At 70.6% G+C, this 23,696-nt stretch carries 17 protein-coding genes; 6 read left to right on the top strand and 11 right to left on the bottom strand.

The window, feature by feature from the left end; all coding sequences use genetic code 11:
• Window positions 1–22: 22 nt before the first annotated feature.
• Window positions 23–889, top strand: a complete 867-nt coding sequence (locus ACX114_RS33920; protein ID WP_459291479.1) for a hypothetical protein — start codon at window positions 23–25, stop codon at window positions 887–889.
• Between the two features lie 6 nt (window positions 890–895).
• Here the strand turns inward: ACX114_RS33920 and ACX114_RS33915 are convergent, their stop codons facing one another.
• Entirely contained in the window at window positions 896–2,068 is a 1,173-nt protein-coding gene (locus tag ACX114_RS33915) for a zinc-dependent alcohol dehydrogenase (RefSeq protein ID WP_459291478.1), read from the bottom strand.
• Window positions 2,069–2,232: 164 nt separating this feature from the next.
• Between ACX114_RS33915 and ACX114_RS33910 the strand changes: the two genes are divergently transcribed.
• Entirely contained in the window at window positions 2,233–3,078 is an 846-nt protein-coding gene (locus ACX114_RS33910; RefSeq protein WP_459291477.1) for a helix-turn-helix domain-containing protein, read from the top strand.
• A gap of 45 nt (window positions 3,079–3,123) precedes the next feature.
• The gene (locus ACX114_RS33905) at window positions 3,124–4,350 is read left to right on the top strand and encodes a hypothetical protein (protein ID WP_459291476.1); all 1,227 of its coding nucleotides are present in this window, start codon (window positions 3,124–3,126) and stop codon (window positions 4,348–4,350) included.
• Window positions 4,351–4,363: 13 nt separating this feature from the next.
• Here ACX114_RS33905 and ACX114_RS33900 read toward each other — a convergent pair whose 3' ends face one another.
• Together ACX114_RS33900 and ACX114_RS33895 are read right to left on the bottom strand one after the other, a co-directional pair.
• Window positions 4,364–5,686, bottom strand: a complete 1,323-nt coding sequence (locus ACX114_RS33900; protein ID WP_459291475.1) for a hypothetical protein — start codon at window positions 5,684–5,686, stop codon at window positions 4,364–4,366.
• A 14-nt stretch (window positions 5,687–5,700) separates the two neighbouring features.
• Window positions 5,701–6,573, bottom strand: a complete 873-nt coding sequence (locus ACX114_RS33895; RefSeq protein WP_459291474.1) for an ATP-grasp domain-containing protein — start codon at window positions 6,571–6,573, stop codon at window positions 5,701–5,703.
• A gap of 214 nt (window positions 6,574–6,787) precedes the next feature.
• Between ACX114_RS33895 and ACX114_RS33890 the strand changes: the two genes are divergently transcribed.
• On the top strand, window positions 6,788–7,816 hold the full coding sequence (locus ACX114_RS33890) for a serine hydrolase domain-containing protein (RefSeq protein WP_459291473.1): 1,029 nt from the start codon (window positions 6,788–6,790) through the stop codon (window positions 7,814–7,816).
• A gap of 7 nt (window positions 7,817–7,823) precedes the next feature.
• Here ACX114_RS33890 and ACX114_RS33885 read toward each other — a convergent pair whose 3' ends face one another.
• The 4 genes from ACX114_RS33885 to ACX114_RS33870 form a co-directional block, all read right to left on the bottom strand.
• Complete coding sequence (locus ACX114_RS33885; protein WP_459291472.1) at window positions 7,824–9,707, bottom strand: hypothetical protein; 1,884 nt, start codon at window positions 9,705–9,707, stop codon at window positions 7,824–7,826.
• A gap of 195 nt (window positions 9,708–9,902) precedes the next feature.
• Window positions 9,903–10,709 carry a HEAT repeat domain-containing protein gene (locus ACX114_RS33880; RefSeq protein WP_459291471.1) on the bottom strand — a complete coding sequence of 269 codons (807 nt, stop codon included), beginning with the start codon at window positions 10,707–10,709 and terminating at the stop codon, window positions 9,903–9,905.
• Entirely contained in the window at window positions 10,706–11,500 is a 795-nt protein-coding gene (locus ACX114_RS33875; protein WP_459291470.1) for a HEAT repeat domain-containing protein, read from the bottom strand. Before ACX114_RS33875 ends, ACX114_RS33880 begins: the two co-directional genes overlap by 4 nt.
• A gap of 80 nt (window positions 11,501–11,580) precedes the next feature.
• A complete protein-coding gene (locus ACX114_RS33870; protein ID WP_459291469.1) occupies window positions 11,581–12,840 on the bottom strand; it encodes a GAF domain-containing sensor histidine kinase in 1,260 nt (419 codons plus the stop codon).
• 178 nt (window positions 12,841–13,018) lie between these two features.
• On the opposite strand from ACX114_RS33870, the gene ACX114_RS33865 reads away from it, so the two are divergent.
• Window positions 13,019–14,827, top strand: a complete 1,809-nt coding sequence (locus tag ACX114_RS33865; protein WP_459291468.1) for a fibronectin type III domain-containing protein — start codon at window positions 13,019–13,021, stop codon at window positions 14,825–14,827.
• A 52-nt stretch (window positions 14,828–14,879) separates the two neighbouring features.
• Here ACX114_RS33865 and ACX114_RS33860 read toward each other — a convergent pair whose 3' ends face one another.
• Window positions 14,880–16,358: a hypothetical protein gene (locus ACX114_RS33860; RefSeq protein ID WP_459291467.1), complete on the bottom strand. Its 1,479-nt coding sequence runs from the start codon at window positions 16,356–16,358 to the stop codon at window positions 14,880–14,882.
• A gap of 117 nt (window positions 16,359–16,475) precedes the next feature.
• Window positions 16,476–17,597, bottom strand: a complete 1,122-nt coding sequence (tal, locus tag ACX114_RS33855) for a transaldolase (protein WP_459291466.1) — start codon at window positions 17,595–17,597, stop codon at window positions 16,476–16,478.
• 194 nt (window positions 17,598–17,791) lie between these two features.
• Here tal and ACX114_RS33850 point away from each other — a divergent pair, with 194 nt between their 5' ends.
• A complete protein-coding gene (locus ACX114_RS33850) occupies window positions 17,792–19,684 on the top strand; it encodes a transketolase (RefSeq protein WP_459291465.1) in 1,893 nt (630 codons plus the stop codon).
• Window position 19,685: 1 nt separating this feature from the next.
• On the opposite strand, the gene ACX114_RS33845 is transcribed toward ACX114_RS33850, so the two are convergent.
• The gene (locus tag ACX114_RS33845; RefSeq protein ID WP_459291464.1) at window positions 19,686–20,219 is read right to left on the bottom strand and encodes an ankyrin repeat domain-containing protein; all 534 of its coding nucleotides are present in this window, start codon (window positions 20,217–20,219) and stop codon (window positions 19,686–19,688) included.
• A gap of 113 nt (window positions 20,220–20,332) precedes the next feature.
• Window positions 20,333–23,617, bottom strand: coding sequence for a kelch repeat-containing protein (locus tag ACX114_RS33840; RefSeq protein WP_459291463.1), 3,285 nt, complete (start codon window positions 23,615–23,617; stop codon window positions 20,333–20,335).
• Window positions 23,618–23,696 lie beyond the last annotated feature (79 nt).

Raw genomic sequence — 23,696 nt, 5'->3', positions numbered from 1 at the left:
TGTCGTTGGTGGAGAGGTTCCCATGGTCCTGTCACTTCCCCAGCTCCGCGATGTCGCGGAGGCCCGCTTCACGTGTCTCACGGAGCGGGAGCTCGCCGAGCGCCGGCGAGAAGAGGGCGTTCGCGTCATCTCCCACCGGGGGCACTACTGGGAGCAGTCGGGCGCGCCCGGCTTCTTCCAGCCGGTGCACCTGCTGGCGCGGCTGACGCCGGAGGAGGCCACGCCGCCCACGCCGCTGGCCTGGGGCTACCGCGCCGCGCTGACGCCGGAGACGGCGAACGTCGCCACCGGCAAGGTGCCGGTGGTGCGGCTGAAGGACCTGGAGACGTATGACATGAGCCGGTTGAACTCGAACCGGCGCAGCAAGCTGCGCAAGTGCCAGCGCACGGTGCGCATCGTCCAGCTCACGGGGCCGTCGCTGCTCCTGGAGCAGGGCTATCCCGTGGTGCGGGACGCGCTGACGCGCACGCAGCACAAGAAGATCCCCACGCTGGACGAGTATCTCAAGGGCCTGCGGCAGTACTTCGCGTCCGACCACTGGTGCGTGCTGGCGGGCATGGTGGACGACAAGCTGGGCGGCTACCTGGATGGCTACATCGTGGACGGCGTCGCGTATGGCTTCAGCGCCTACTACGCGACGTGGGCGCTGCCGACGAACATCTCCACCGGCCTCATCTACGAGTTCGCGCAGGTCTGCCGCCGGCTGGGGGCCCGGACGCTGGTGGGCGGGCTGCATGCCCGCGAGGCGACCCAGCTCGAACAGTTCAAGGACGAGCTGGGCTTCGTCGTGGATCCGGTGCCCATCCAGTGGGGCATGAACCCCCTGGCGCGCGCCTTCATCCGCTGGCGCCGTCCGCACGCGTACTACCGGCTGACGGGCCAGGCCTGACGGCGACTACGGCGTCATCACGACCTTGATGCAGCCGTCTTCCTTGTCGCGGAACTTCTTGTAGAGGGCGGGGGCGTCCGCCAGCCGGGCGCGGTGGGTGATGAGGCGCGTCGGGTCGATGGCGCCCGCCTGGATCTTCTCCAGGAGCGGCCGGGTGTAGCGGTGCGTGTGCGTCTGGCCCGTCTTCATGGTCAGGCCCTTGTTGACGAAGGCGCCCATGGGGACCTTGTCCAGGAAGCCCACGTAGACGCCGGGCACGGAGATGCTGCCGCCCTTGCGGCAGCAGTAGATGGCCTGTCGCAGCGCGTGCGGGCGGTCCGTGGCCAGCTTCACGGCCGCCTTCGCCTTGTCGATGACGGCGTCCAGGCTGCCGGTGCCGTGCGCCTCGGCGCCCACGGAGTCGATGCAGCGGTCCGGGCCCAGGCCGCGGGTCATCTCCTTGAGGGTCTCGTAGACGTCCTGCTTCGTGAAGTCGATGGTCTCCGCCTTGCCCCAGGACTTCGCGAGCGCCAGCCGCTCCGGCACGTGGTCGATGGCGATGACCCGGCCCGCGCCGAACATCCACGCGCTCTGGATGGCGAACTGGCCCACGGGGCCGCAGCCCCACACGGCCACGGTGTCGCCCTTCTCCATCTGGCAGTTCTCCGCCGCCATGTAGCCGGTGGGGAAGATGTCGGTGAGGAAGAGGACCTGGTCCTCGGTGAGGCCGTCCGGAATCTTCAGGGGACCGACGTCCGCGTACGGCACGCGCACGTACTCCGCCTGACCGCCGGAGTAGGCGCCCAGCATGTGCGAGTAGCCGAAGAGGCCGGAGGGCGAATAGCCCATCACCTTGGCGGCCATCTCCGCGTTGCGGTTGGAGCGGTCACAGAGGGAGAAGAGGGTCTTCTGGCAGAAGAAGCACTCGCCGCACGCGATGTTGAAGGGGACGATGACCCGGTCGCCCTTCTTGAGCTTCGTGACGCTGGAGCCAATCTCCATCACCTCGCCCATGAACTCGTGGCCCAGGACGTCCCCGCTCTTCATGGTCGGCATGTAGCCGTCCAGCAGGTGCAGGTCGGAGCCGCAGATGGCGGTGCGGGTGACGCGGATGATGGCGTCGCGAGGGTCCTCAATCTTCGGGTCGGGGGCGGACTCGTAACGGACGTCGCCGTGGCCATGCCAGCAGATGGCTTTCATCGGATGCGGCTCCTTGGAGAGAAAGGCTTTGGAGCAAAGCTGGGGATTTGGAACGTGCACGGCCAACGTTCGCGGGGAGTTGCCGCCTGGCCGGCTGGCGCTCGGAAGGGCGGAATTCAGGTCCGGGGATGCAATGGGACCCCCGGCCGATGCAAAAGGGGAAGGTGACCTCCTCACCCGTCCTCGACTTCGGCCGTTACCTGGGCACGCCCCTCCAGCGCGTGGAGGTGGCGGGGCTCGTGCTCACGGAGAGCACGTACGCGCCGGGCGCCCGGTTGCCCTCCCACGGGCACCGGCACGCGGGCTTCCGGCTCACGCTGGAGGGGGGCTTCACGGACGTGGTGGAGGGCCGCGCGCGGGAGTGTCCGGCCCGCTCGGTCGCCTTCCAGGCACCCGGGCTGGAGCACGCGCAGCGCATCCGGGACGTGCGCACGCGGACCTTCAACATCGACTTCTCGGAGGCGTCCTGGCGGTCGCGGAGCGCGCTCGCCGGGCGGTTGGAGCCGCGGGTGGAGCTGGGCTCGGTGCGGCTGGCCACGCTGGGGGCGCGCGTGTACCAGGAGTTCCGGCGCGCGGATGACGTGGCGGCGCTGGCCATTGAGGGGCTGACGCTGGAGATGCTGGCGGAGGCGGTGCGCGCTTCGACGCCGGGACGGGATGCGGGAGGACCTCCGGCGTGGCTGGGACGCGTCCGGGAGTTGCTGGACGCGGTGCGCGGGCCTCCGCCCACGCTCGCGGCGCTGGCTCGGGAGGCGGGGGTGAGCCCGCAGCGGTTGGGGCGGGCCTTCCGTCAGGCGTACCGGTGCAGCCCGGCGGAGTACCTGCGCCGGTCCCGGCTGGAGCGCGCGGGCCGGGCGCTGCGCGAGACGGGGCGGCCCTTGAGCGACGTCGCGCTCGACGCGGGCTATTGCGACCAGAGCCACCTGACGCGCGAGTTCCGCCGCAACCTGCACCTCACCCCGGCGGAGTACCGGCGGCTGGCGGGACGTACATCCGGTTCCACGCGGTAGGTTTCGTCCAAGACGGCGCCAGGCGGGCGGTCCTATCTCCCGGCCATGACCCTGGAATCGCCTTCCTTCCGCCCCGCCGTGGCGCTCCTGTGCGCGGCGCTGATGTGGACCGCCTGCTCAGGCTCCCGGCCCGCCCTGGTGGCACCGGAGCCGGCCGTGCGCCGCGTGGACTCCGGACGCACGCCGTGGGTGCTGCGGCCGTCGGAGGCATACGACGCGCTGTGCCTGCTGAACCTGCTGCGGGGCGACGCGTTCTACACGCGCTTCTACCCGGCGGAGTTCCAGCGCTTCTCCGCGCTGTTGGGGACGCGGGAGCAGGCCGCGCTCGCGCACCTCACCGAGCGGATGGCGAAGCAGGGCGGCAAGATGGTGGGGCCGCACCTGACGCTGGTCTTCTCCGTCACGGGGGCCGCCACGGTGGAGGACCTGGCGGCGACGGTGGCGGACGATGCCGCGTGGAGCCGGATGCGCGCGGACTTCCTGGCCACGTCATACGGGCGGGAGGGCGGCTTCGCGGAGATGGAGGACGTGCGCGAGGACCTGGGCGTCCTGCTGGCGTTCCTCACGCGCGTGGAGTTCCCCCGCGTCTGGCGGGCGGAGTACCTGCCGCAGGTGGAGCAGGCCATCGCGGGGCTGGCGGCGAAGGTGGCGCCGCACGACGTGGTGGGCTGGAACGAGGCGGTGCTGGGCCGGGAGCTCCAGGTGCCGGCGCTGAACGCGCACGTCCTGAAGTTCGCGAAGCCCCACGGCATCCGGGTGACGGGGTGGAACTTCCTCACGGACGCGACCTATCCGGCGGCCGTCACCGTGAAGACGGCGGTGCATGAGTTGCTGCATCCGCCGTTCGCGCGCGAGGGTGAATTGGACGCGAAGCTGTCCGCGCTGGAGGCGGACCCCTACTTCCAGCGGCTGGTGCGCGAGCATGACCCCGCGTTCGGCTACACCTCGGCGCGCGGCCTGACGGAGGAGGACTGCGCGGAGGCCATCGACGTCTACGTCAGCGAGCGGGAGGGCCTGCTGAAGAACCGCGAGGGCCGGCCGCTCACGGGGGCGGAGTTCTTCCGCGACCACGACGACGGCATGCACGTCCTGGCCTTCGTGCTCTACGAGGAGCTCAAGCGCGCGGGCCCTTCACGGGGCGGGACGTACGAGGCCTTCCTGCTGCGCCTGTTCGAGCGGGGCGTGCTCGAACCTGGAGGCTTGGAGCGCCGCTTCCGCGCCTCCCCGGGGCACTACCCCGTGAAGGCGCTGGGCGAAGTGGCGGCTCCGTGACGGCTCCGAGGCTTCACGGCGGGGTGTCCTGGGCGGTGGTCTTGTCCAGGCGCTCCTGGAGGGCCTTCCAGCCGCGGTTGCCCACTTCACGCGCGCGGTCGAGCGTCTCGCCCGCGCCCTGGGCCACCTGCTCCGGGGAGAGCGCCGCCGTGCGCTGGCGCACCCGGTCCATCCAGACGAGCGGGGCGTAGAGCTCTTTCGCCCGCGCCGGCCCCAGCAGCACGGTGAGCACGTGCTCCAGGCCTCCGGCTCGCGCCAGCAGCGTCCGGCCCAGGAGCAGCGTCGCGCGGGTCTGCTGGAACAAGGGCAGGCTGTCCCCGTGCTTGCGCAGGGCCTCCGCGTTGTCGTGCACCTCGCGCCGCTCCGTGTCCTCCAGGTAGGGGCTGGCCGCGAGCTTGTCGAGCGACGCTGCCGCCTCCTCGTAGCGCCCGCGCCGCGTGTGGATGAAGGCCCAGCCCCACCACGTCAGCTCGTTCTCCACGCCCAGCGTCTGGAGCGAGCGCAGCCCCTGCTCGATGTCGTCCTCGGCGGCGCGCTCGCGCTTGAGGCCCATGCGGTTCCAGGCGCGCAGGAAGTGCCCGGCCGCGAGCACCGCCTCCCGCGACTGCGCGGGCGTGCCCTGCTGGATGGCGGGGAAGGCCTCCGGCGGCAGGGCTTCCGTCTCGGTGAGGAAGCCGGTCAGCTCCTCCTCGGCGGCGTAGTGGTAGCCCGCCTGGCAGAAGGCGGCGCCCCGGCTCGCCCGCACCGCGGCGCGCAGGAGGGCGGGCCATTCAGGGGTGGGCGTGGCGCGCGACAGCTCGTAGAAGACGAGCTCCGTGGCGGGGATGCGGTCGGACTTCTCCGCGGCGTCCAGCGCCAGCAGGACGGCGGCGAGGAAGGCGTGCTCCTGGCCCGCGTCGTAGGACGGCAGGGGCAGGGCCTCGCCGGAGGCCCACCGGGTCCACAGCAGGGGGAACTCGTCCTCGTCGCGCGTCTGGAGCGTCTTGCGCGCCTTGTAGAAGGCGATGCCCAGGTCCAGGTACGTGCGGGCCGCCGCGCGCGTCGCTTCGTCGGTGACCGGCTTGTCCGGCAGGGCGCGCGTTTCGGCCACGGCCTTCCAGAGCAGGGCCACCTCCTCCGGCGCCCTGGGGTCATCGCCCGCGCGCACGGAGAGCTTGAGGGCGCGGTAGGGCAGGAGCGCGACGGAGTCCCGGAGGCGTTGATCGATTTCAGCGCGCTCCTTCGCGGCGCGCTCGGCGTCTGTCTTCTGACAGCCGCCGCACGCGGTGAGCCCCACGAGGAGGAGGGCGGTGATGCGGTGGCGCAGCCCCCGGTGAGCGCGGACGGAGTCCTTCATGTCCGCGCACGCTATCATCCAAGCAGCGCGGCGAAGAGGTCGCGCGGATCCAACCCGGGCGGCAGGCCGGAGACGCCGCCGTCATTCACCTCCACCACCGCCCAGCCGCCGTCCTCCAGCATCGCCACGTCCAGGGTGAAGAACGGCGAGGGGATGCGGCGGCCCAGCGATTCGAAGGCGGTGAAGTCGGGCACCTCCACGTCGAACTCGTGGTACGGCTCCGCGGCAATCAAGCGGCCTCCGCCGAAGAACAGCCGGAACTCCAGGTGCGCGGGGCCCGCGGGCGTCCGTCCGTAGACCTTGAGCGGCAGGTAGCGGCGCACCACGAAGCCGCGCTCGAAGCGGTCGCCGCGCTCGTCGAGCAGGTTCTGGCAGATGCGCTCGAAGTCCTCGCGCGTGGCGTCGGCCGGCACGAAGCACGCCTCCGCCCAGCGCTCCTTCGCGGACTTCACGTGGTCCTTGAGGATGTACGGCGGAGGCCCCAGCTTCCGCGCCGCCCGCCACGCCTCCGCCGCGTCCGGCCCCTCCGTCCAGACCGAGCGCGCGGTGTAGCCGGCCAGCCTCGGGTACCAGTTGGGCAGGTAGTGCGCGGCGGCGTACTGCTCCGGCGACGTCACCAGCCGGTGCCCCAGGGCCCGCACGGCCTCGTCGAGCTCCGTGTACTCCTCCTCCGTGAGCATCCAGCCCCGGTACAAGAGCCGGAGGTGGCCGCGCTCCGGCACCCCCGTGAGCGCCCTCGCCGCGTCGCCCGACAGGAGGGCGGAGAGGTCCGCTTGATACGTGTCCACGCCCAGCGCTTCGGCCGCGTCGGCCTCCACGTCGAACGGATCCGGCTGGTGCGGGTTGCGACCGAAGAGGATCGCCTTCACGGCGGGGGATGCGGGCATCCGGGGGCCTTTCGTCAGGGGAAGGGCCCACGTGGACGCGAGCACACGCGGGGCCTGACACGGCCACGGCGGGCGCTGGAGGGCGCGGACGCGGGCGGCATGCCGGGACGAAAGGGGTCTTCCAGGAGGCGGACGGCCTCGCACGGTGATGCCTGACAGAACCCTTTCGGGAAGGCTTGCCTCACCGGGCGGCGGGCCCGTAAAGCCCCACTCCATGTCGAACCCTTCCGAACTCCTCCACGCGGAGCTGCGGCCCTACCTGCGCGGCTACCCCACGGCCTCCGTGTGCGCGGCGATGACCTGGCGGGGCGCGCTGCACGTCGAGGGCCTCCGGGGCAAGGGGACGCCTCCGGCCACGGACGCCCTGTTCTCCCTGGGGGCGCTCACGGAGGTCTTCACGGCGGCGCTCCTGTCGGTGATGGCGGAGCGGGGGGATGTGCGGCTGGACGAGCCCCTCGGGAACATGATTCCCGCGTCGCTGCTGAGCGACGAGGTCGCGCGGAGCATCACGCTGGAGCAGTTGGCGACGCACACCTCCGGACTGCCGCACCTGCCGCCGAACCTGGGCGCGGCGCCCGCGAATCCGGATGACCCGTTCGGACACTACTCCGCGAGCCTGTTCGGCGAGTTCCTGCGCAACTACCACCCCCGCCAGCCGCCGCCGCACCCGTCCTCCGAGTCCTTCCTGGGCATGGGCGTGCTTGGCCACGCGCTGTCCCGGCGCATGGCGCTGAACTACGGGCACCTGATGCGGGACCTGCTCTGCAAGCCCATGGGGCTCGTGGACACCACGGCGCGCGTCACGGAGGAGCTGGCTCCGCGCTTGTTGCAGGGCCACACCGCGCGAGGCAAGCCCGTGCCGCCGTGGACCTTCCCGGCGCTCCCGGGCGGTGGCGCGATGCACTCCACGGTGGGGGACGTGATGCGCTTCCTGGAGACGAACCTGGGGCGGGGCGAGACGTCCTTCACCAAGGCCCTGTACCGGATGCAGGCGCCCCGGGTGAAGGCCGGGTCCTTCCAGCGCGGCCTGGGATGGAACGTGTCCCAGGTGCGCGGCAAGGACGTGGTGTGGCGCTCGTCGGTGATGGGGGGCTACGTGGGCTTCATGGGGCTCAGCGTCGCGGCGGACGCGGCCGTGGTCATCCTCGCGGACCACGGCTGGTCGTTGTTCTCCGCGCTGCGGGGGCGCGTGCCCCTGGAGGCACCGGGGCTCGCGCTGATGTCGCGGTTCCTGCCACCGTGAGGGGGCTTCAGGGGATGGTGAAGCGGTAGATCTGGAAGCCGCCTGACGACGCCATCTCGAAGTCGCGCACGTTGCGGGGGGCGCCGGTCTCGCTGCGCTGCGCGAGCTTGAAGTCGCCGGTGCCGTTGCTGGCCTGGAAGCGGAACTCGTACGGGCCCGGTTCGGTGGGCAGCGGGGCGGCGGACATCTTGGTCACGGCCAGGTTGGCGAAGCCCGGCAGGGTCTCTCCGTCCGGGCGGCGCACGGAGCCGATGGCGCGCAGGAAGGGCGAGCCGCCGGTCAGGATGAGGTACTGAGGGTCGGCGGTGCGGGCGGGCTTCGTCGGGGCGGAGGGGGCAGGGGCGGCGGGCTCCTCGGTGGGGCGTGCCGCGCCCTTGGCGCCGCGCTTCGACTTCGATGCGGGCTCCTCGCTGGAGGCCGTGGGGGCGGACGCTTCTTCAGGCGCTTCGGCGGGAGCGGCCTCGGCTTCGGAGGTCTTCCGCTTCGAGGCGCGGCCCGAACCCTTGCGCGAGGGGGCTTCCTCGGCGGTCGTGGTCTCCGTAGCGGGAGGCGTTCCTTCCACGGTGTCGGTGGTGCCCGTCTCCGCCTGTGGCGCGGCCGTGGAGTTCTCTGACGGCGCAGGAGCCTCCTGCGGCGTGGCGGCGGGAGTTTCTTCGGCCGGGGTCTTCTTCGAGGAAGAGCCCTTGGGCGCCTTGCCCGCGCGCTTGGACGGGGCCTCGTTGGCGTCCGCCTTCAGCTCGGCCGTCTCCGTGCCAGCAGCGGTTGGCTCGGAGGCCTTCGGGCTCTCCTCGGTCGACACAGGCTCCGAGACAACTTCAGCGGCCTTCGAGCCCTCCTCGGTCGAGGCAGGCTCCTGGGCTGCCTTCGACGCGGAGGCCTTCGAGCCCTTCTTGGTCGAAGCCGGCTCCGCAGCCACTTCGGCGGACTTCGACGCGTCGGCCTTGGCGCTCTCCTCGGTCGGTGCAGGCTCCGACGCGGAGGCCTTCTTGCTCGACGCAGACTCAGCAGCCGCTTCGGCAGGCTCCGACGCGGAGGCCTTAGAGCCCTTCTTGGTCGAAGCCGGCTCCGCGGCCGGTTCGGGGGCCTTCGATGCGTCGGCCTTGGCACCCTCTTTGGTCGGTGCAGGCTCCTGAGCCGCCTTTGACGCGGAAGCCTTCGGTCCCTTCTTGCTCGAAGCTGGGGCCGCAGCTGTCTCAGCGGACTTCAATGCACCGGCCTTGGAGTCGCCCGAGCCCGGCTTCTGCGCGGCTTGTCCGGCGGCCGTCGTTGCGGATGCCTTCGGGCCCTTCTCGGTGGAAGCAGACTTCGCTGCGGCTGCCTGGGCGGCCTTCGATGCGGGAGCCTTGGGGCTCTCCTGGGCAGGGGAGGGCTTCGTGACGGCTGCCTTTGAAGCCTGCGCGGCGGTCTTGCCAACAGGCGCCTTCGACGTAGGAGTCTGCGCGGCGGGCTTTGCAACGGGCGTCTTCGGCGCCTGAGTCGCGGACTTCGCGGCGGTCTTCGCTGCGGGCGTCTTCGGCGCCTGTGCTGACTTCACGGCGGAGCCCTTCGATGCCTGAGCGGCGGGCGCCTTCGAAGCCTTGGCAGCCGCCTTCGCCACGGGGGCCTTCGGTGCCTGGGCCGCCTTCGCGGTGGGCTTCGCGACAGGCTTTGCCTTGGAGGCCGGTGCCTTCGCCGCCGCGCCCTTCACCGCCTTCGCGACCTGCTTCAGCTTCGAGGCCGCGGTCTTCAGGGCCTTCGCCACCGGCTTCGCGACCGCGGCCTTCTTCGCCGGGGCAGGGGCCTTGCCCCCGGCGGGACGGCCCCCGGGCTTCGTGGCGGCCTTGCCAGCGGCACTGCGGGACTTGGACGAATCGGAGGAGGCGGAAGGTCGGGTCGGGCGGCGCTGGGCCATAAAGTCATCCTCGGAGGACCCGAGCGGTCGGCGCCGTCGGCCCTCGTCCCCCGATGGCTAGTGCACCCACCGCCGCACCGCAAGGCACACGTGGGGCGCGTGCACGCTTCCTGTCCTGTGGAGAGGACAGGACCTGTCCTCTCCCGTCTGGAAGTTCTGGGATTTTCACGGAGACCGGTCCGGCACAGCCATTGCTCAGACGAGTGCTTCCAGGTGGGCGATGGCCTCGGCGAGGACGCCGCAAAAGTAGCTGTCTGCCTTGCCAGGCTGGTCCCGAAGACGATGGAGCAGCGGCAGGAGCGAGACGTCCTCCAGCACCTGGGCGGCTTCGACAGCCAGGACGACGACCTCGCTTCCCTCCAGCTCGCGGCGCAGCGGCTCCAGGACTCGCGGGTCCTTGCGCAGCGCCAGGCCGACCAGGGCTTCGCCGCGAAGCTCCAGGTTGGACTCCGTGAGCCGGTCGAACAACGCGTCCCGAAGCTCGGGCGTGTCCACGTCTTCCGCCTGGGTGCCCAGGCTGAAGGTGGCCCAGTCGCGGACGTCCTCGTCGCTGTCACGGGAGAGCTCAATCAAGGTCTGGATGGCGACCGGATCCCGGTGGTGCATCATCCCCATGACCACGCCCATCCGGACGTCCGCGTCCGGGTGGTCCTTCAGGGGCTGAAGGGCGGGGACCGCCCGTGCATCCCAGAGGTGCCCCAGGGCCGCACCCATGGAGCCCAGGACGTTGGCGTCCTGCTCCGTGGCCAACGCGGACAGGATTTCATCCGCGCACTTCGCCATGAGTGCGTCGCTGCGTTTCCGCCCGCCCAGCTGCGCGAGGATGTCCGTGCCGCGCCCACGCTCACATGAAGAAGCGGAGTGCAGCAACCTGACGGCGGCCTCGAACACCTCGTCGCCGCCCCGGTCGTGCAGCTCGCGGATGGCCTCCCAGGCCGTTTCATTCTCTTCCTCACCCTGCAACGCGAGGGCAATCAACTCCGGGATGGAGCGGTCTTTCATCGCGCGCGCTCTCGCAGGCAATCCATGGCGAAGTCGATGGCGCCCTCGAAGGCTTCGTCCATCGGGTGGGTGGCCTCTCGGACCGCGAGGAGCAACGGCAGGAGCGAGGCGTCCTCCAGGTACCTCGCGGCCTCGATGGCCGCGATCTCGACGGGAGGCCTCTCCAGTTCACGGCGAAGGGGCACCAGGACGCGAGGGTCCTTCCTCCTGGCCAGTCCGACCAGCGCTTCCGCCCGGATGCCGCTGTCCTCCTCCTCCGAGAGCCGCGCGAGGAACGCGTCCCGCAGCTCCGGGGTGTCCACCTCGTCCTCGCCCTTGAGGGCCAGTCCGGACAGCACCTCCTCTCGCACGGACGTGTCGCCGTCCCGGGAGAGTTCCATCAAGGTCTGGAGCGCCACGGAGTCGTCGTGGTGCGGCATCAGGCCCCGGGCGACTCCCTCCCGGACCCGCGCATCCGGGTGGTCCTTCAAGGCCCGCAGCGCGGGCACCGCCCGGGCGTCCTCGAGGTAGCCCAGGGTGTAGCCCATTGCCTTGAGGACAGGGGGAACCTGTTCCGTGGGCAGCGCGGCCAGGAGGGCCTCCGCGCACCGTGCCCTGCGCTCACGGTGCTCCTTCGCGTCGGGCCCCGCCGCCTGGCCGAGCAGCACCGCGCCCCGTGCTCGCTCCCGCGAAGAAGGGGAGCGCAGCAACAGCACGGCGGCGGCGAACAGCTCCTCCCGGTCGCGCTTTCGCAGCGCCTCGAGCGCGGCCCAGGTCCAATCCCCCTTCACATCGAGGAGCGAGATGGCCACCAGCTCCAGCACTGAGAGGGCGTCGTAAGAATCAGCAGGGGCCATGGGGAAAGGATAGCGCGAGGCGCGCTCCCCTCCCTTTACGCGGAGAGCCTCTGCCTGGAGCTCGCGTCCAGCGGGAGGGTGATGGTGAAGCAGGTCCCCTCCTCGGCGCAGCTGGTCACGGTGGCCTTGCCGCCGTGTGCCTCGGCCAGGCCTCGCACCAGGGGCAGCCCCAGGCCCCAGCCCTTCTCCGCGCTCTCCGTGGCGGAGCGTGTGCGGTGGAACGGCTCGAAGATGGTCTGCAACTCATCCGCGGCGATGGGCGTGCCCTGGTTGCGCACCTGGAGCCTCACCCGGGCTTCGTCCCGCTCCAGCCGGACTTCAATCGGGGTGCCCGGCGCGCCGTACTTCGCCGCGTTGGACGCCAGGTTCTCCACGATGCGGCGCAGCCCGAGCGGATCCGCCCGCAGCGCGAAATCACCTTCCGCCTTCAGCTCGAAGCGCCCCGGGTAGAGCGCCGACAGCTCATCCAGCGTCTGGGCCGCGACCGCGTGGAGGTCGCACTCCCGCACCTCCAGCGCCACGTGCTTGCCGGCCTGCATGCGGCTGGCGTCCAGCAGGTTCTGGATCATCCGCTCCGCGCGGTCCAGGCTCGCCGACACCCGGGCCACGGAGGACTGCACCCCCGGCACGTCCGCGTGGCGCTTGCCCAGCAACTGCACGCTCAGCTTCGACGCCGTCAGGGGCGTGCGCAGGTCGTGCGTGAGCGCCGCGACGAACGTGTCCCGCATCCGCTGTTCGGCCTTCAGCTTGCGGATCTGATCGCGCAGGTTGATCTCCGTCATGATGGAGGCCGTCATCTCCTTCATGATCAGGTGGTCCTGCTCGGTCCACTCGCGCACCGTGGGCTGGATGCAGCAGAAGGTCCCCAGCACGTGCCCGTCCGGGTTGATCAACGGCAGCACGATGAGGGCGACGATGCCCCAGGGGCCGGTGGACGGATGGAACTTCAGGAACGGATCCGCCGGCGCGTTGGAGGAGATGATGGGCTCCCCCTCGAGCGTGTAGCGGCACAGCGACGCGTCGATGGGCAGCGTCCGCGTCTCCCGGAAGGGCGAGGGCAGGCCGAAGTCCGCCTTGAAGAACTGCCGGTTCGAATCCACCAGCGACATGATGGTCAGCGGGACGTTGAGCAGCTGCGCCGCCAGACGGGCAAGGCGGTCAAAGGGCTCCTCCTGGGGCGTATCCATCAGCCCGGTGTCCCGGATGGCCTGCAGACGGTTCGGATCCGAGAGGCGACGGTTGCATCGCTGCGTCCGCGCGAGAGAGGCCTCGTCCAGCTCACCTAGAAACTTCATGGGGCGGATTCTAGGTCCTGAAACCCATGGCTGGATGCCCTGTGCCCCGGGGTGAGCTCCTCCGTTCGCTGACCAACCTTCCAGGTCCACTCTGGAAAATCTTTCAGGGTTTTGACCCGCTTTCCCGCGTCGCGCCCTCCCTGTGTCCCGGACCCCTTTCCGGGAGGCTTTTCCCCCAATGCATCCCCCTCGTTCGTCGTCCCGCGCGGCCCTCGCCGTGCTCCTGTTGCTTCTGCCCACCCTGGCCCTGGCCGCGGACCGGGGCGCCTGGGCCCCGGGCGTCGCGTACGCCGTGGGCGACATCGCGTCCTATGGAGGGAAGGGCTACGACTGCCGGCAGGCCCACACGTCCCTGGTGGGCTGGGAGCCGCCCAACGTGCTCGCCCTGTGGCTGGAGCGCACCGGCAATCCTCCCGCGGACACGCAGGCCCCCACCGCGCCCTCCGGTGTCGGCTCGCCCTCCAAGACGTATGACAGCGTGTCGCTGACCTGGAGCGCGTCCACCGACAACGTGGGCGTCACCGGCTACGAGGTCTTCGTCAACAACGGCGCCTCCGCCTCCGCCACCTCCACCACCCCGAGCGCCACCGTCACCGGGCTCGCCGCCAACACCACCTATACGTTCACCGTGAAGGCGCGCGACGCGGCCGGCAACCGCTCCGCCGCGAGCGCCGCGTTCAGCACCACCACGCCCAACCGCCCGGCGCAGGACACGCAGGCCCCCACGGCGCCCGGCTCCCTGCGCTCCACCGGCGTGACGGCCTCCAGCGTGTCCCTGGCGTTCAACGCGTCCAGCGACAACGTGGGCGTCACCGGCTACGAAATCTTCGTCAACGGCGGCGCCAGCGCGGCGGCCACCAGCACCGCGCTGACCGCCACCGTGACGGGGCTCGCCGCCAACACCACGTATACGTTCACCGCGAAGGCGCGCGACGCGGCCGGCAACCGCTCCGCCGCGAGCAACAGCGTCGCCGTGACGACGGGCAACACGGCTCCGGCGGGCAGCAAGGTGCTGGTCGGCTACTGGCACAACTTCGACAACGGCTCCACCAACATCCGGCTGCGCGACGTGTCCTCGAAGTTCAACGTCATCCAGGTGGCCTTCGCGGAGCCGGTGGCGGGCGCGCCGTCGGGCACCATGGGCTTCACCCCGTACAACGCCACCGTGGCCGAGTTCAAAGCGGACATCGCCACGCTCAAGGCGCAGGGCCGCAAGGTGCTCATCTCCCTGGGTGGCGCCAACGGCACCATCCACCTGGACGACGCGGCGGCGCGGCAGGCCTTCGTCACCAGCATGCAGGGGCTCATCAACACGTATGGCTTTGACGGCCTGGACCTGGACCTGGAGGGCGCGTCGCTGTCGCTCAACGGCGGGGACACCGACTTCCGCAACCCCACCACGCCGCGCATCCAGAACCTCATCGCCGGCACGCGCCAGTTGCTCAACGACAACGGCGCGGGCTTCCTGCTCACCATGGCGCCGGAGACCGCCTACGTGCAGGGCGGCTACGCGGCCTACGGCGGCCCGTGGGGCGCCTACCTCCCCGTCATCCACGCGCTGCGCGACCGGCTGACGTACCTGCACGTGCAGCACTACAACACCGGCACGGTGATGGCCCTGGACGGCCGCGCCTACGCGCAGAGCACGCCGGACTTCCACGTGGCCATGGCGGAGATGCTGCTCCAGGGCTTCCCCGTGGGTGGCAACGCGAGCGCCGTCTTCCCCGCGCTGCGGCCGGAGCAGGTCGTCATCGGCCTGCCGTCCTCGCCCCAGGCCGCGGGCGGTGGCTACACCACGCCCGCCAACGTGCAGAAGGCGCTGGACTACCTGATGAAGGGCCAGTCCTTCGGCGGCACCTACGTGCTGCGCCAGGCCGGCGGCTACCCGGGCTTCAAGGGGTTGATGACCTGGTCCATCAACTGGGACAAGTTCACCAACTACGAGTTCTCCAACAGCCACCGCGCCTACCTGGACACCTATCCGTAGGCCGGAAGGTCTCCGCCCACCGGAAGCGCGCCGGTGGGCGGAAATGGAATGGCTACCGCGCGGTGACCGGTCCGGGCGGGCAGTCGAAGGTCGCCGGCACGGACCAGAGCTGGTTCCGCGCGGTGTCGTCGATGCCGTGGAAGTACACGCGGGTGCCGGAGCGGGTGAAGCCATCCGGCATGAAGACCCCCGCCGCCAGTTGCCCCGTCGTGGCCACGGTGCCCCGGGTGAACCAGGGCTGGGTGGCTCCGGGCGTGAGCGCACCGCTGAAGAGGACCCGGCCCGTTCCGGTGGCGAAGAGGGGCGAGGCGTACTCGTCACCGCGGCTGAGCTGGCGGAAGAGGTCGCGCGTCCCCGCCGCCGTGCCGTTCGTCACCCACAGCGAGACATCCAGCGGCGCGGGCCCTTCGCCCACGATGGCCATGGAGAAGTAGAGCTCGTTGGCCGACACGGTCGACATCTGCACGAAGGGCGACGTGGACGGATCATTCGAATAGGGATTGGGCAGCGTGGTGACGAGCGCCTTGCCCCCGCCAGCCAATGACAGCCGGTCGATGCGCAGCCGCTGCGTGACCGAGTCCGTGGACCACAGGTAGACGTAAGGGCCCAGCGCCCCCAGCAGCCGCGTGTACCGGCCAAAGGAATCCAGCCGGGCGGTGCCGGCTTCCGTGCCATTCGTCCGCCACACCTCGTAGTTCGGGCCGTCCATCAGCAGGAACAGCCCCTGGGTTCCCGAGGAGCCCACGTCGAGGATGAAGGTGAGGCCCGCGTCCAGCCGCCTCACGGACACCGTGCCACCCGCCGTGCCGTCGGTGCGCCACAGCGTGGTCCCCGTGCTCTGCCCGAAGAAGAAGAGCAGCCTGCCGCCGACCTTCAGCGTGCTGAAGCTCAGCCCCGCGTTCGCCCCGAAGTCCCTCACCCGCACCGTGCCCGTGGACGTCCCGTCCGAGCGCCACAGCTCCGTGCGCGAGGGCTCCGTCGGCGTCGGCTGCGTCTGCCGGAAGAACACCAGCCGGCCGCCCACCTCCGTGAGGTGGAGCAGCGCGGAGCCGGTGGGGCCCGGCGTGAGGTCCCTCACCAGGCGGGTGCCGGCGTTCGTCCCGTTGCTGACCCAGAGCTCCGTGCCGGTGTCCGGGTTGTTGAGCAGGAAGAAGGCCTGGTCGCCCACCGCGACCAGGTTCGAAATCCGGGGGATGCCCAGCGGCACCGCCGGGAACTCCCGCACCGGGACGGTGCCCGCGTCCGTGCCGTTGCTGCGCCACAGCGTCGCGCTGCCGTCCGTGAGGTTGGTGGTGAAGTAGAGCGTGCCCTGCACGTCCGCCAGCGACGTCACCTCACTGCTGATGCCGGCGGTGGGGGGAATGATGACCTTCACCCGCGCCGCGACGCCAGGGGGACACGCCTGGGCTTCCACCCGCCGCGTGTCCTCCACGGCCGCGGCGGGAAGGGCGGCGTCCTCCTCCGGGGCCCCCCCACAAGCCGCCATCGCCAGCCCCAGCCCCACCAGAGCGTCCCAATTCCTGACACGCATGCTTGCTCCTTCCGGCATGAAACGGCCGGAAGGGTGGGGTGCAAGGCATTGGCTTCCAATGCGTCCCGGGAGGAGGTGGGAGTGTCTCCACCCGCCTCCAGGGCCGGGCCTTCCGCGCTAGGTCTTCTTCAGCTTGTCTCCCACCGCGGAGAGGAGCTGATCGAAGGACTCGGAGAACAGGCGGATGCCGTCGGTGGCCAGCTCGTCGGTGACGGTCTTCATGGAGATGCCGGCCGCCTCCAACTGGCGCATGGTCGCCTCCGCCGCGGGCAGGTCCTCCTCCAGGCTGGGGCGCACCTTGCCGTGGTCCCGGAACGCGTCGATGGTGGCGGGCGGCATGGTGTTCACCGTGTCGCGGCCGATGAGCTCCTCCACGTAGAGCACGTCGCGCAGCTTCGGGCTCTTGGTGCTGGTGCTCGCCCAGAGCACGCGCTGCACCTTGGCGCCCTTCGCCGCGAGCGCCTTCCAGCGCGCGCTCCCGAAGACCTCCTTGAAGGTGCGGTAGGCGAGCTTCGCGTTGGCGATGGCCACCTTGCCGCTCAGCCCCTCCAGCGCCTTCTGCTGCTCCGGCGTGGCGCCCGCCTTCAGCTTCTTCTCAATCTCCTTGTCCACGATGGCGTCGATGCGGCTGATGAAGAACGACGCCACGCTCGCCACGCGGCTCACGTCCCCGCCGGACGCGGCGAGCTTCTCCAGGCCGGAGACGTAGGCCTCGGCGATCTGCTTGTAGCGCTCCTGGCTGAAGAGCAGCGTCACGTTGACGTTGATGCCCTCGGCGGTGAGCTGCTCGAAGGCAGGCAGACCCGGCTGCGTGCCCGGGACCTTGATCATCACGTTGGGCCGCGCCAGCGTCTTCCACAGCCGCCGCGCCTCCTCCAGCGTGCCGTTCGTGTCCAGCGCCAGCCGGGGGGACACCTCCAGCGACGCGTAGCCGTCCTGGCCCTTCGTCGCGTCGTACACGGGCTTGAGGAGGTCCGCGGCGCCCTGCACGTCGCGCACGGCGAGCTGCTCATACAGGTCGTTGCCGGAGACGCCCTTGCCCTTCGCCGCGTCGAAGAGGTCCTGGTAGTCGTCGCTGCCCGACACGGCCTTCTGGAAGATGGTCGGGTTGGAGGTGAGCCCCTTGAGGCCGTCCTCGTCGATGAACTTCTTCAGCGTGCCCTTCGTGATGTAGCTGCGCTGGAGGTTGTCCACCCAGACGGATTGGCCGAACTCGGCGAGCTGTCGCAGCGGATTCATGGATTCTCCCGGCGGGGGCACGAGGCTCCCCGGATGGCGTTCCTTCAATTTGCGCATGCCCCGTCCCCCACGTCCGGCCGGGCGGGCAGGCACTCGCGGATTCTGCCTGTGAACAGGGCCGGCGGGGGGCAACGCTTCTCGGAGGCCAGGGCAGTCAACACAGTACCGGCTGACCCCAACCCGGGAGCGACACGATGGCGGACACCTTGGCGGACCTCGCGGCGCAGCTTCGCATCGACAGCATCCGCTGCACCACGGCGGCGGGCTCGGGCCACCCCAGCTCCTCCATGTCCGCGGCGGACATCATGGCCGTGCTGTTCCAGAAGTACTTGCGCTTCGACTTCCAGCAGCCGAAGGCCCCCAACAACGACCGCTTCGTGCTCTCCAAGGGCCACGCCTGCCCGGTCCTCTACTCCGCCTTCAAGGCGGCGGGCGCCATCGACGACCGGGAATTGCTCTCCCTGCGCAAGTTCGGCAGCCGGCTGGAGGGGCACCCGAACCCGCACGTGCTGCCGCTCGTGGACGTGGCCACCGGCTCGCTCGGGCAGGGGCTGGCCGTGGGCGTGGGCATGGCGCTGGGCGCGCGGATGGATGGGCTGCCCTTCCGCACCTACGTGCTCATGGGGGACAGCGAGACGGCGGAGGGCTCCGTGTGGGAGGCGTTCGACAAGGCCAGCCACTACGGGCTGGACAACCTGTGCGCCATCATCGACGTGAACCGCCTGGGGCAGAGCCGTGAGACGGAGCTGGGCTGGAACCTGGAGGCCTACGCGGCCCGCGTCCGCGCCTTCGGGTGGAACGCCCTCACGCTGGACGGGCATGACCTGGACGCCATCGACCGGGCCTTCGCCGAAGCCCAGGCGAAGAAGGGACAGCCCACCTGCCTCATCTGCAAGACGGAGAAGGGGCATGGCTCCTCGCTCATCGCCAATCACGATGGCTGGCACGGCAAGTCGCTGCCGGAGGACAAGGCGAAGGACGCCATCCGCGAGCTGGGCGGAGCGCGCGACGTCCGCGTCCAGGTGAAGAAGCCGGAGGCGCTGAAGGCCACCGTGCAGGACCCGGCCTCGCCGTTGCGGTTGCCCACGTACGAGGTCGGCCAGAAGGAGGCCACGCGCAAGGCGTATGGCGACGCGCTCCTGGCGCTGGGCAACGCCCGGCCGGACGTGGTGGCGCTGGACGCGGAGGTGTCCAACTCCACGTACTCGAACGAGTTCCAGAAGGCGCACCCGCAGCGCTACTTCGAGATGTTCATCGCGGAGCAGAACATGGTGTCCAGCGCGGTGGGCATGGCGGTGCTGGGCAAGAAGGCCTTCGTCAGCACCTTCGCGGCCTTCCTGTCGCGCGCCTATGACCAGGTGCGCATGGCGGCCATCTCCAACGCCACGGTGCACCTGTGCGGCAGCCACGCAGGCGTGTCCATTGGCGAGGACGGCCCGTCGCAGATGGCGCTGGAGGACCTGGCGATGATGCGCGCGGTGGGCGGCAGCACGGTGCTCTACCCGAGCGACGCGAACCAGACCGCGAAGCTGCTGGCGCAGGTGCTGGACCGCCAGGGCATCACCTACCTGCGCAGCACCCGCGAGAAGACGCCGGTGCTCTACCCGGCGACGGAGGACTTCCCCATTGGAGGCAGCAAGGTGGTGCGCCAGTCCGATGAGGACGTGGCGACGGTGGTGGCCGCCGGCATCACGCTGCACGAAGCGCTCAAGGCCTACGAAGCGCTGAAGAAGGACGGCATCGCGGTGCGCGTCATCGACCTCTACTCGGTGAAGCCGGTGGACGCGAAGACGCTGCGCAAGGCCGCGCGCGAGACGCTGGGGCGGCTCATCGTGGTGGAGGACCACTGGGCGGAAGGGGGCCTGGCGGACGCGGTGCTGGAGGCCTTCACCGGTGAGCGCGAGCGGCTGCCCACCGTGGTGCGGCTCGCGGTGACGAAGATGCCCGGCTCCGGCAAGCCCGCGGAGTTGCTGGACGCCGCGGGCATCGACGCCGGGCACATCGTGGAGGCCGTCAACTCGCTGGTGGAGGAGGGGACGGCCCAGGGCAGGCCGTCCGAGAGCGCCTGGGGCCACACGAACGCGTAGCTCAGGGCTTCGGGTCCAGCCGGGCGGCCGCGCGCTGCGCGCCCATGGAGCGCGCGTAGTCCAGCGCGGTGCGCTTGTCCGCGTCCCGGGCCCGGTGGTCCGCGCCGCGCTGGATGAGCAGCTCCATCATCTCCAGCTTGTCGAACATGGCCGCGAACATCAGCGGCGTGCGGCCGTCCGGGTCCGTGCCATCCACGTCCGCGCCCGCGTCCAGGAGCACCGTGGCGATGGCCTCGTTGCCCTTGAAGGCCGCGCCGGCCAGGGGCGTCTGGCCGGCGTCGTTGGGCTGCTCGGGGTCCGCCCCGCGCTCCAGCAGCAGGCGCGTGGCGTCCACGTGGCCGTGGTAGCTGGCCAGCATCAGCAGGGAGTCGCCCCGCTCGTTGCGCACCCCCACGGGGAGCCCGGCGTCGAGCATCTCGCGCAGCTTGCCGGCGTCCCCCGCGCGGACCAGTGCGAAGGCGCTCCGCACGAAGTCCATCACGGCGGCGTCCTCGGCGGACGGGGAGGCATTCTTCGGATCGTTCGGGGAGCTCATGGGCGGTGTTCCTTCCTGACAGGCCCCCCGCTGTGTCCGAGGGAGGTGCCCCCGGAGTATCGACAGCCCTCCCTCCCGTCAATGCGAGGCAACGGGTCCCAGGAGGGACCTGTTCAGGGCGCATACAGTTCCGCTGTCGCAAGGTCGGTGCGATCGTCGAAGCCTCCCGTGATGAGCACCCTGCCGTCGGGAAGCCGCGCCGCCGTGTGATTGAAGCGGGCTTGCGCCATGGAGCCAGCCGCGCTCCAGGTGTCCGAGGCCGGGTCGTACAGCTCGGACGTCCGGTAGGGAATGCCCTCGGTGTAGATGCCCCCGGCGACGAGGACCTTTCCGTCGTGCAGCAGCGTCGCGGTGTGGCCGACACGGGCCGTGGCGAGGGTGCCCGTCGCGCTCCAGGTGCCCGAGGCCGGGTCGTACAGTTCCGCCGCCGTGCCGCCCACGACGAGGACCTTGCCGTTGGGCAGCAGCGTCGCGGTGGGGTTGGTGAACGCGGTGCTCGTGGACCCCGTCGCGCTCCAGGAGCCCGAGGCCGGATCGTATAGCTCCGCCTTCACGAAATTGACGGTGCCGTCGTGCCCTCCTACGACGAGGACCTTGCCGTCGGGCAGGAGCGTCGCCGTGTGCTCGGAGCGACGTGTGGCCATGGGGGCGGTCGGGCTCCAGGAGCCCGAGGCCGGGTCATACACCTCCGCGCTCGCCAGGGTGCCGTTGTCACCACTCCCCCCTGTCACGAGCACCCTGCCGCCGGGCAGCAGGGTCGCGGTGTGCAGCCAGCGACCTTCTCTCAGGGGGCCCGTCCCACTCCAGGAGCCCGAGGCCGCGTCGTACAGCTCCGCCGTCGCGAGTGTGCCGCCAGCGAATCCCGCCGCGACCAGCAGCCTGCCATCGTTCAGCAGCGTCGCCGTGTGCTGGGAACGAGGTTCGGCCATCGTCCCGGTGGGAGCCCAGGTGCCCGAGGCCGGGTCGTACAGCTCCGCCGTCGCGAGGTACCCGAAGATGGAGCTGCTGTAGCCACCCGCGACCATCACCTTGCCGTCGGACAGGAGCGTTGCCGGGGCCGCGTAGCGTGACGAACTCATGGAGTCCGTCCGGTGCCAGGGCCCCGTCGGGCCGTACAGCTCCGCCGCGCCGTGAACACGGCTGTCATTGAGGCCGCCCGCCACCAGCACCCTGCCGTCCCGCAGCAGCGTCGCGACGTGGAGGTCGCGGGCGGTGAACATGGATTCGGTGGGCGTCCAGGTGCCCGGGCCCGGGTCGTACACCTCCGCGGATGCGAGATAGATGGGGACGCCGTTGATGAACTGGAGCCCTCCGGCGATGAGCACCTTGCCCTCCGGCAGCAGCGTCGCCGTGTGCGAGGTGCGAGGCGTGGCGAGGGCGCCGGTCTCGCTCCAGGTGTCCGTGGCCGGGTCGTACAGCTCCGCCGTCGGTTCTCCCACGACGAGCACCCTGCCATCGGGCAGCAGCGTCGCGGTGTGTCCGATGAACGCGGCGAGCATGGTGCTCGGAGCGCTCCAGGTGTCCGTGGCCGGGTCGTACAGCTGCGACGTCGTACGGGGGACCTCATTGTCGTCCCCGCCCACGACGAGCACCTTTCCGCCAGGCAGCAGCGTCGCCGTGTGGAAGGCGCGGCGCGTGGCCATGGGCGCGGTGAGGCTCCAGGTGCCCGTGGCCGGGTCATACACCTCCGCTGTCGCGAGGAAGCCCTGACTGAATCCCCCCGTGACGAGCACCCTGCCATCGGGCAGGCGTGTCGCCGTGTGGCCGTAGCGCGCTTCGGCCAGGGCGCCCGTTGCGCTCCACAGGCCCGTGGCCGGGTCGTACACCTCCGCCGCCGCGAGGACGTCGCCACGGTATCCCCCGGCCACGAGCACCCTGCCGTCGGACAGGAGCGTTGCCGTGTGCTGGTTGCGCCGCTCCGCCATGGAGCCCGTCTGGCACCAGGTGCCCGTGGCCGGGTCATACAGCTCCGCGGTCGCGACGAAATCGAAGACGTCATCGTTGTAGCCCCCCGCGGCGAGCACCTTGCCGCTGGGAAGCAGGGTGGCCGTGAACGCGTAGCGTGACGACGTCATGGCGCCCGTCATGGTCCAACCCCGCTCCGGACAGGCTGGAAGGCCCGTCACCGCGAAGCTCCGGGTGGCCGTGAGGCCAAAGGCATTGGTGACGGTGGCGGTGATGGTCGGGGGCGTGCTGGCGCTGGCACACGCGGGGGCCGTCCAGGTGATGCGGCTGCGTGAGGCGCCGTGGTCCGGTGTCCCCAGAATCCCCGTGCTGGCATCCCAGGAGAAGGAGAGGGCGGAGCCCTCGGGATCGCTGGCGACCACTTCATACGTGAGCACCTGGCCCGGGGTGGCGGTGTCCGACGAGCGGTAGGAGCGGAGGATGACGGGGTTGAAATGGGTGACAGGCGGCGCGGTCCTGACACAGAGCGCGACAGTGCCCGTGTTGTGTCCCCCGCGTCCGTCGGACACGGAGACCGTCAAACGGCAGTTGTTGCAGGCGGCGGCGGGGAGGAGCGACGGAGTGAAGCGGGCGACGCTGGAGGTGGCGCCGGTCCAGGTGCCCGCGCAGGAGGCGCTCCAGGCATAGGAGAGGCTGTCGCCATCCGGGTCGGAGGCCTCGACAGAGACGGACGTCGGTTGTCCCACGACGAGCTGCGTGGGGGAGGCCCCGACGAGGGCCACCGACGGGGAGGCGTTGAAGGAGATGGACAGCTCGGCCTCGCCTTCCCCTTCGGGCAGGACATTGACGACCAGGAGCGCGCTGGAGGCTAGACCCCGCGAGTCCGTCACGGTGAGCGTGAGCGTCTGAAGCCCGGTGGAGGCCGGCGCCGTCCACGAGGTGAAGGGCTCGGTGGTCGAGGCGAACGTGCCCGCGGTGGCGCTCCATGCGTAGCTGAGCGTGTCCCCCGGGTTCGGGTCATGCGCGGCGGCAGACAGGGAGACGGTGCCTCCGGCCGCCACGGAGCTTGGGGAGACCGTGACGAAGTCGATGAGGGGCGCTTCGTTGTCGAAGGGCGGCGGGGGATTGAGCTGTTGGAGGGTGATGGCGACGAGGGTCGTCTGGTCCGCGAGGAGGGTGATGCCGGAGGCGGAGCCCTTGAAGCGCAACGTGCCCCCGGCATCGAAGGCCTGTGCCAGGAATGAGCGGTCGGCGCCCGCCGGAATGTTGCCGATGATTCCGCCCCACACGCCGTTCGTTGGCGCGAGCTCCACCGACACGGAGGGGATGCCCGTGCCCCCAGAGGTGACGACGACGCGGGTGATGTCGGATGCGAGGGATTGGGGTGCGGCGACCGTGAAGCGCGCCGTCCCCGTGTCACCGGATGAAGCACCGCAGCCCGCGAACAGCGCCGCCACGAGCACCAGCATCAGGTGCATGCCTGCTCTTTTCATGAATGTCCTCCTCCTGGACACGATAGCGATTGGGCGGACTATCCAGGATGGAAGGCATTGCCGCCCATGACCCGGACAG

The sequence above is a fragment of the Corallococcus sp. M7 genome, from assembly GCF_054512695.1.
The sequence above is the reverse complement of the archived record's forward strand: the minus strand, read 5'-3'. Positions and strand labels throughout refer to the sequence as shown.